Here is an 8829-nt window from a genome sequence, read left to right as displayed (position 1 = left end):
CGGGATTGTGATAGATGACGATGTCGACCGGGGTGCTCATGCGACGTCGGACCTTTGGGTGGACGTGCCTTCCATCTGTCCGATATCGTGCAGCTTCGCTGTCAGGCTCAGATGCTCCAGGCTTTCGACAGGCAGTGCGGCAAAGGCAGCGATGCGCAGCTTCATGTATCGAAGGGTGGTGGCGAAGGTCGAAGGCGGTGTTGGCAGACTTGCAGGTTAATCTGCAGCCATCAACCAGCGACCCGGATGGCGGCTTGTGGCATACTCCAGTGCCTATTTTAAAGGCCGGAATGAGGGCGCGAAGCGGAAGACGCCTCGCGGCCCAAAGCAGCCGCCCCATCCTGGGATCGCAACTTCCTACAATGTTTCTTTCAGGTTGCGATATATTTTGCCATCGATGTTGTCGGACTGATAAACGTTCGTGCGTCCATTCCTTGGATGAACGGAGAAGCTCATGCTGACAATACCAGAAATTGTTGAGCGGGAGGAGCAGCGTTACATCGCTGTCCGCTTGCCTGTGGTCATCCCGTTCGCTGAAGAAGTCGATCCGGCCTTTGACGAACTGTTCCAGGCGTTTGCACGGGCGCATGCCGAGCCAGATGGCATGGAGTTCATCAAGTTCAACCTCGTCGACATGCCGCGCCTCGAGATCGAGACCGGCATGACCACTGATGCGCCCATTCCCCTGTCGGGACGCCTGGTTGAAGGTGTTCTTCCCGCAGGGCGATTCGTCCGTATGACATATACTGGATCGTATGAGGGTCTTTACGATGCCACCGCCATGCTCGTCGGATGGGCGAAGGAAAAAGGGCTGCAGTGGGATGCCGCCAGCACCGAGGCAGGGGAGTTGTTCGCGTGTCGGCTAGAAGTACACGACAATAACCCTTCCATCGAACCTGACGCTAACAAGCTCGTAACCACGCTATTGTTCAAGTTGGCTGACGTTTGACTCCTTTAACGCCGGTCTTCCGTGACCCGGACGGCGCAGGAATTTTTCGCTTCCTCGGCGGAACGTCTGCTATTGGGGTGCAATTACGTCGTCCAACCCATCGTTGGCGACGTCTTCTCTCAGGCAGGCGCGACGATGGCCTCTATGACCGAGATGAAGGCGCGAAGCGGAAATCATTTCCGCAGTCTGCCCGAAGCGGACAAGAGGTTGCTTTGTCGTCCCTGCTGGCGGGCTCATCCATTCGGATTCTGGATATCAAACTAGCCCACCTTCCTATGATTCCGCTGAGTTCGTCGTTGCGCCAGGCGCTAGAAAATCTTCTCGGTGGGAAGTCCGAGTGCGAATGAACCCGCGTAAAGCGCCTGGGCTCCGGGCTGCATCGGATGATAGCGAGCGCCCTGTATGTCACGAAAGCAGCGCTCCAGCCCGTTCTCTCGATAGAATGCCGCGCCGCCCGCGACCTCAATGGCAAGCTCCGTCACCTCGATAGCGTGCCGCGCGACCAAGGAACGGCCGATCATAACCTCGTTGACGGTTTCCGCGGACGGTTCGTTTCGAGCAACCACCTCTAACATCCAGCGATGCGCGATCTGTGCGGCCCTCAGAGACGTTTCCATGCGCCCAACCAACTCGATCAGATGATCGCTGTTGGCCTTGCTGCGGACCATCTTGACTGCGATGTCGCGGGCGCTCTCGGCGACGCCAAGATAGACCGCGTAGATCAGAGGAAACGCGATCATGCCGATGACTTGAAATACTGGATGCCATTGCCCCGCGCTTCTGGAAAATGCGACACTCGCATCCGGCACGAAGAGGTTTTCGATGATGATATCGTTTGACCCAGTTCCCCTCATTCCAAGTGTTCGCCACGTATCCTCTATCGAAACCTCTGGCGATGCCATCGGAACGCCGAAATGAATGACGGAGCGCGCGCCGTCCTGATCTTCATAAACGGCACCGGTCATCAGGATTTTTCCTGCCGCCGCGCCGGAAGTGAAGCGTTTACGCGCGGTGATCCGGTATCCGCCATCAACTTTCATGGCCGTGCCCGATCCGCTGATCCAGTCCGATCCGCCGCTCGACAGCAATATGATTTGCTCCGATGCGACACGTCTCAGGAGCGGCTCCACCCCCGCCACCTTTTGATGCCGCCAGCGCCAGGCGGGGATGGCGACTTGATGGGTATGCATGGAAAAGGCAAGCGCAGTCGACCCACATGCACGAGCAATGGATTTGAGCATCTCGGAAAGTTCGGGCACTTCCGCGCCCAGCCCGCCCAATTCGATTGGAACGCCTGCCCGCACGAGGCCAAATTCCTTTAGCAGCGCGTAATTCTCGGCGACGAAGGTGTCACTCTCGTCGATCGATGCGGCGCGTTGCGCAATGGTGGGCAGGACCGAATTGGTTCGTTCGACAATGGTCAGACCGTCGCCAAGGTTCTGTTTTGGTTCTGTAAGCCCGAGCATATCAATGCCTCCTATCTCGTGAGGATTGAAACTCTGCGCTCGTTTCACACTTGCGGCTAGTACACGAACTGTACTGAACTCCGTTGCGGGCCAGGCAAGGAGCGTTTGGAGGACGGGTTGTTTTGCAATATCGTGCCTGATCCCGACTGTTGGAGGTCCATATGGTAGAGCGTGACGGCTATGGCCAATTCTGTCCGGTATCAATGGCGTCGGAAATTCTCTGCTCGCGTTGGACGACCTTAGTCGTCCGCGAGTTACTTTGCGGATCGACGCGCTTTAATGAGTTGCGTCGCGGCCTGCCAAAAATGTCCCCGGCGCTCCTGTCAAAACGACTGAAAGAACTGGAACAATCGGGCGTCATCACGGTGACAAGGAGTGCGAACGGCATGACCGATTACCAACTCACGGCAGCGGGCGAAGAATTGAGACCTTTGATCATAGGTCTCGGAAATTGGGCTCAACGGTGGATGGAATCGCGACTTTCCTTGAAGAATCTCGACCCTTCTCTGCTCATGTGGGACATGCGGCGGAGCCTCGATACAAGTATACTTCCGACCCGCCGTTGTACGATACAGTTTCTGTACCCGGAACTTTCTGCCGCGCAAAAGAGCTGGTGGCTTGTGGTCGAAAACGGAAAAGTCGATCTCTGTAACTTCGATCCGGGCTATGATGTAGACCTTCTCGTCGAAGGGTCGCTCCGTTCGATGACCGCAATTTGGATGGGCCTCACGACCATACGTCAGGAAACCGATGCAGAAACGCTGAAACTTGAAGGGGACAGGGGTCTCGCGCGCGACATGCAGGAATGGCTCGGTCTTAGTGTGTTCGCCAAAACCCCCCGGATGAGGGCTTGAACCATCGAAGGCGGTCGATCGCCCGTCTACATCCCGCTTGCAGGCCTTGGGATCGATCTGTCGACCTATTTCACGCTTCTCGCGAACCGCGTCGAGGAGATCGGGGAACAGGTCACAATCGGTCAGAAAGAGCGAAAGCTGCGGCGGCGACCGCCGAACATGGAGTCACTCAAGATGATAAGGCTCCACACCGAAGGTCTCACTTGTCAGGCTGATTGGGCATCCCGAGGGTCTAACTCTCATCGCGTCACAACTGGTTGCAAAATCGGAGTTGTTTCTGTCGGACTGACTGCTACCACAGATACGACAAAGACTGAACCCGGCGTGACGCGATGTCGGTCAGCATTGGGAGGCGCGGATGGCTAGGCTTTTCTTTGGGATGAATCAGTCGTTGGACGGTTATGTCGACCATGATCGGATGACACCGCCCAGCCCCAAACTTTTTCGTCACTTTGTGGACCAGACGAATGGCCTTGCCGGCAGCCTTTACGGCCGCCTTCTTTATGGGGTCATGAGCTATTGGGACCAGGACCAGCCCGGTTGGGATGCGGACCACCAGGCCTTTGCCGTGGCGTGGCGCAAGGCACCGAAGTGGGTGGTCTCCAGCACAATGGAGATTGTCGGTCCCAATGCCACGCTCCTCGGTCCCGACCTTGAAGGGGAAGTGCGCCGGCTCAAAGCCGAGGTGCACGGTGAGATCGAGGTGGGCGGACCCAAGCTCGCTCAACGCCTGGCCGAGTTAGGGCTGATTGATGAGTACCGCATCTATCTGCACCCAGAAGTCCTTGGCCACGGTACCCCTTTCTTCGCTGCGGCTCGCCCACCCTTGCGCCTCGCCAGCAGTGAACAAATCGATGACAGGGTGATTCGGCTGAGCTACGTTCCCTGATGTCTGGTTTCAGGGCTTTATCCATAAGCGGCCGGTCCGCTCACCACCTCATGCACGAACCCGCTTCGCGGGAGGGCGTGCGCGGTGAGGTTGGTGTGATTATCTGAGTTCTAAGTGTTGCCTGACCATGGAGTTCCCTTCAACGAGAGGAACGTTCAATGGCCAGCTTCTCCAACAATACCCGGACCACACCGCATCGCCAACGCATGCAAGAAGACATGGTAATGCGGGGGTTGGGATCCCACACTCGGCAGGACTACATCCGTCATGTCCGGCGCTTTGTCACGTTTCTTGGGCGTGCCCCTGACAGCGCAACGGTCGCTGACATACGGCATTTCCAGTTGTATCAGCATGAGAACGGTGTGGACCCGGCGACGATCAGCGGCACGGTTTCAGCGCTGCGCTTTCTGTATACGGTGACGCTAGAACGGCGGGATATGGCGCGAGCGCTGGTGATCACCCGCAATCCACGCAAGCTACGCGATGTGCTGAGCATGGAGGAAGCTGCACGGTTGCTCGAGACGCCGCCAGGCATCAAATACAAAGCGGCGCTTGGCGTAGCCTATGACGGGGGCTTGCGCGTCTCGGAGGTCGCGCATCTCAAGGTCGATGACATCGACTCGACACGCGTGCTGATCCGCGTTGACCAACGCAAAGGTCGCAAGGATCGCAATGCCATGTTTTCCCCGCAACTTCTTGAACTGTTGCGACTGTGGTAGCGCGAAGGAAAGCGGCGCGGCGTGATGCTACCTCATGGCTGGCTGTTTCCGGGACGCAGTCGCACCAACCCGATCTCGTCGCGGCAACTGCATCGCGCCGTTCAGGAAGCTGGTCGACGGTATACACAAGCGCGTCAGTCCGCATACCCTACGGCACAGCTTTGCCACCCACCTTCTGGAGGATGACACCGATATCCGGGTCATCCAGGTTCTGCTCGGACATAGCAAGCTGGAGACAACCGCGCTCTATCCCAAGGTTACTACCCGGACGATCCATGCGGTCGCTGGGCCGCTCGACCGGCTGATGGCACTTATGGAAGGCAAGACGCCCGACGGCTGAGCCATGCGCACCTCGATCGAGGTGGGCCGACCTATCGGAAAGCCCATGGGGAAGCTCAGCTTGGCCCAGCTCAAGGTGATGTCGGCGGTAGTGGTCTTCGCGTCGTAGACCAATTGCGGTCACCCACCCTCACGTCCGCCGTGATTTCGAACTGCACCGGGCGGCCGGTCTTTTGCTGGATGACCATGGAACGGCTTCGAATTTCCACTCATCCGATTTTCACTTTCACCAGATCGCAACCACGCAGTTTGCTGTCGATTGCGAGGTCGAACAACGCGCGATCTCGCATGCGTCCCTCCCAGGTCGAGGAAAAGCGGATCGCCCAAATCTGGCGCTGTTGGACCACGCCAGGAAGGGGATATCCACTGCAAAAGTTCCCTGCAGACGTGTGAGCCTTTGCGGATTGCATGAGCGACCAGCGCGATAATGTCTTTCGCGATCACACTTACGCTGTCGGGATGCTCTGTTAAGCGTCTATCCGGCACAAACAGGAGGTCGCCTTGGACTTTATGAGACTGCTGAAGTCGCTAGAAGAGCTGCTTTACGAACTAATATCCTGGCTGCTGTTTTATCCGCTAACGATGTGGCGTTCCGTCGTGAAACCGCTGAGCATGATGCGGTATGCCGACAGCGAGCTGGCCGACAGACCCGAGGATCAGTACGAAGATACCTTGAGCCCTCCCCTCTTCCTTCTGATAACGCTTCTTCTGTCACAAGGGGTCGCAGCCGCCTTTCCGTCTGTTTACGATCCCACGGTTGCTGCCAAGGAGCTTGGCTCCGGGTCAAACCTTTTGATCGCGCGTGGCGTGGTGTTCGGGATTTTCCCGCTGTCCATGGCTGTCACTACGCTGCGCCTTCGGTCGACCAGGATAACCCGAAACACTCTGCGCCCACCCTTCTTCAGCCAGTGTTATGTTGCGGCTCCATTTGCCTTCATCGTCGGTCTGGGATTTGACTTCCTGTTCATGCCGCACGCACAGGGCGTCACGGTCGGCATCCTGACAATGCTGGTTGCTACACTTTGGTACGCTCAAGCTGAGATCAGGTGGTTCAGCCTGAACATGGGAGCAGTGAAAGCGACCGGCGCTTTTGCCATCTCATTCCTATGTGCTACCGTCGTCGCACTCTTACTTGCCGTCACCATTGGCCTGGAAGCCAAGAACATGGCGCCCAGCTAATTGCAAAATGGCGTGCTTCACAAGGCACCCGTATTAACGCCCTGAGTACGACAGCGGGGAGATCAGGATGCGATCAGTAACCGACAGAAATGACATCCCAGCAGATGTTCGCCCCAAGTGGAATCGAACCAACCACTCTATTGTCATACTTGTCCCAATAGCGCCAAAGTCTTGGGTGGGATGAGTGACCGGTTTGGGGCCGAAGAACGAACCCGCTGCGCGGGAGAGCGCCCGCGGTTGAGGTGTATAAGATCAACAACCGGTCGTCGCGATGCATTGAGCGTCGTTGGGTGTGAGCAGCCGCGTCTTTGGACATTCACACCCTCCTGTTCCCTTGCTGATGGATACAGGTTCTGCCCGCGGTAACCGACCGACCACTGGCCCCCTTTTCATGTCCCGATCACGCTGCGCGCACGAAAAATTGGGTTTCTTCTTATTCAATACCCAGCATAACAGCGTTTACGGCACGCTGCCCCAGTTGCACCGTCGTCGCTCAACTTGACCGAAGGATCAACAATGCCGGCGTATCGTCCTCTGAAGATTGCCACTTCCGAAATTACTCCTCGCGCTGTCTATCTGCAACGCCGCGAATTTCTTGCGGCCGGGGTATTTGGCGCGATGTCGCTGTTGTCTGCGCGCGGAGCGCAAGCCTCACCGCTTTCCACAGTGCCCAGCATCTACAAGGTCGATGAAATGCCGACACCGCGCGAGGATGTCACGACCTACAACAACTTCTATGAGTTCGGGCTCGACAAGGCGGATCCGGCAGCTCTTTCCGGTGCGTTCAAACCGCTTCCCTGGGCGATCACGGTTGACGGCATGGCGGGCAAGCCCGGCACCTTCGATGTCGAGCAGATCATGAAGGAATTTCCGATCGAGGAGCGAACCTATCGGATGCGCTGCGTTGAGGGATGGTCCATGGTCATCCCCTGGAATGGATTTCCGCTTGCCGCTCTTTTGGACAAAGTGGAGCCCCTCGGCAACGCCAAATACGTCGCCTTCGAGACCGTCGTTCGCCCGGACGAAATGCCGGGACAGAAAAGCGTCTTCCAGTCTTTGCCTTGGCCGTATGTGGAAGGACTTCGCCTTGACGAAGCTCGGCATCCCCTGACGCTCCTGGCCGTGGGATTGTACGGCGAAACGCTGCCGAACCAGAACGGCGCGCCAATCCGGCTCGTCGTCCCTTGGAAGTACGGCTTTAAAGGGATCAAGTCTATCGTCCGCATCACATTGACAGACACGCAACCCATGAACACCTGGCAGGTTGCCAATGCGCAGGAATATGGTTTTTACGCCAATGTGAACCCGAAGGTCGATCATCCCCGCTGGAGTCAGGCAACGGAGCGGCGTATCGGTGAGAGCGGATTTTTCAACACCGGCCGCCATCCGACCCTTCCCTTCAACGGTTATGCCGACGAGATTGCGGGCCTGTACGCGGGCATGGACCTGCGGGCGAACTACTGATGAAGCCGACCGGGCGCAGCTCTTGGAAACAATGGCAACCGGCCTTGATCTGGGCTACCTATGTCGCCGGGCTGGCACCTGCCGTATGGTATTTTTACCTCGGCGCCACAGGCGGGCTGGGCGCCGACCCCGTTAAGACGTTTGAATTATTTCTGGGACTGTGGGGATTGCGGTTTCTGATCCTCACGATGGCCGTGACGCCTGTTCGCGACCTGATCGGCTGGAATTTCATCGCGTATCGAAGGGCGCTTGGGCTGCTGTGCTTCTATTACATCGTCCTTCATTTCACGGTCTATCTCGTGCTTGATCAGGCCATGGACGTCACCGCCGTCGTGAACGACACGCTCAAGCGACCGTTCATCATGTTCGGAATGGCCGGTCTGGCGATGCTGATACCGCTGGCACTTACCTCGAACAGGTTTTCGATAAGGCGCATGGGTGTGAACTGGATCAGATTGCACCGCCTGATCTACATTATTGCCGTATGCGGCGTGCTTCACTATGCCCTGTCGACGAAAATCTTTTTGATGGAACAACTCATCTACATCGGCCTGATCATCGCATTGATCCTCTATCGCAGCGCACGACCGATTCTGCGGAGCCGCAAACCGCGCCGTTACCAAACAGTTACGCCTTGAAGGCATCAGAACCGTGGACCCTGTTGTTACAACGTCCATCCGTCTCAAATTTTCTAACCCGGACCTGAATGTGGTCTGGGTTAGGGCCGGCGGCAGAGAGTCTCTTCTAGGGCGAATATATCGGATAACCGCCCTTCAGCCACCGACCCAGTACCGCTGAGCCAGCAGCAACCGCTATCGCTCCCACGCCATCCGAGTTACGATGCGTAGCCAAAAACGGGCGCGGGCGCCTCGCCGGACCACCTATGACAGGAGGGTACTGTGAAATCACCAACAGTGAGGGTTATGGCCGCGGCCGAGGAAGATCTAGCGGTGGAAACGGTCGTGCTGGC

The 8829-nt window shown here is 57.3% G+C and carries 10 protein-coding genes and 1 pseudogene; 9 read left to right on the top strand and 2 right to left on the bottom strand.

Annotated features, from left to right (window positions below):
- Window positions 1-36: 36 nt before the first annotated feature.
- Window positions 37-165 (bottom strand): hypothetical protein, encoded by a 129-nt coding sequence (locus tag ACP7E0_RS34605; protein WP_426131858.1) that lies wholly within the window; start codon window positions 163-165, stop codon window positions 37-39.
- A 289-nt stretch (window positions 166-454) separates the two neighbouring features.
- Here ACP7E0_RS34605 and ACP7E0_RS34600 point away from each other — a divergent pair, with 289 nt between their 5' ends.
- Window positions 455-949 carry a GyrI-like domain-containing protein gene (locus ACP7E0_RS34600; RefSeq protein WP_426131856.1) on the top strand — a complete coding sequence of 165 codons (495 nt, stop codon included), beginning with the start codon at window positions 455-457 and terminating at the stop codon, window positions 947-949.
- A 308-nt stretch (window positions 950-1257) separates the two neighbouring features.
- Here ACP7E0_RS34600 and ACP7E0_RS34595 read toward each other — a convergent pair whose 3' ends face one another.
- Window positions 1258-2415, bottom strand: coding sequence for an acyl-CoA dehydrogenase family protein (locus ACP7E0_RS34595; RefSeq protein ID WP_426131854.1), 1158 nt, complete (start codon window positions 2413-2415; stop codon window positions 1258-1260).
- 161 nt (window positions 2416-2576) lie between these two features.
- Between ACP7E0_RS34595 and ACP7E0_RS34590 the strand changes: the two genes are divergently transcribed.
- The 8 genes and pseudogenes from ACP7E0_RS34590 to ACP7E0_RS34555 all read left to right on the top strand — a co-directional run.
- Entirely contained in the window at window positions 2577-3269 is a 693-nt protein-coding gene (locus ACP7E0_RS34590; protein WP_426131852.1) for a winged helix-turn-helix transcriptional regulator, read from the top strand.
- Between the two features lie 358 nt (window positions 3270-3627).
- Window positions 3628-4158 (top strand): dihydrofolate reductase family protein, encoded by a 531-nt coding sequence (locus ACP7E0_RS34585; protein ID WP_426131850.1) that lies wholly within the window; start codon window positions 3628-3630, stop codon window positions 4156-4158.
- A 158-nt stretch (window positions 4159-4316) separates the two neighbouring features.
- Window positions 4317-4877 carry a tyrosine-type recombinase/integrase gene (locus ACP7E0_RS34580; protein WP_426131848.1) on the top strand — a complete coding sequence of 187 codons (561 nt, stop codon included), beginning with the start codon at window positions 4317-4319 and terminating at the stop codon, window positions 4875-4877.
- A gap of 34 nt (window positions 4878-4911) precedes the next feature.
- Entirely contained in the window at window positions 4912-5217 is a 306-nt protein-coding gene (locus ACP7E0_RS34575) for a tyrosine-type recombinase/integrase (protein WP_426131846.1), read from the top strand.
- A 509-nt stretch (window positions 5218-5726) separates the two neighbouring features.
- Window positions 5727-6395 carry a permease gene (locus ACP7E0_RS34570; RefSeq protein ID WP_426131844.1) on the top strand — a complete coding sequence of 223 codons (669 nt, stop codon included), beginning with the start codon at window positions 5727-5729 and terminating at the stop codon, window positions 6393-6395.
- Window positions 6396-6911: 516 nt separating this feature from the next.
- Window positions 6912-7859: a protein-methionine-sulfoxide reductase catalytic subunit MsrP gene (gene msrP, locus ACP7E0_RS34565; protein WP_426131842.1), complete on the top strand. Its 948-nt coding sequence runs from the start codon at window positions 6912-6914 to the stop codon at window positions 7857-7859.
- Window positions 7859-8497, top strand: a complete 639-nt coding sequence (msrQ, locus tag ACP7E0_RS34560) for a protein-methionine-sulfoxide reductase heme-binding subunit MsrQ (RefSeq protein ID WP_426131840.1) — start codon at window positions 7859-7861, stop codon at window positions 8495-8497. The genes msrP and msrQ overlap by 1 nt, the downstream gene beginning before the upstream one ends.
- Window positions 8498-8758: 261 nt before the next feature.
- Window positions 8759-8829: pseudogene (locus ACP7E0_RS34555) on the top strand (GNAT family N-acetyltransferase); the annotation flags it as partial.

The sequence above is a fragment of the Pararhizobium sp. PWRC1-1 genome, from assembly GCF_049897905.1.
Taxonomy (GTDB): domain Bacteria; phylum Pseudomonadota; class Alphaproteobacteria; order Rhizobiales; family Rhizobiaceae; genus Pararhizobium.
This window is presented reverse-complemented; position numbering and strand designations above follow the sequence as displayed.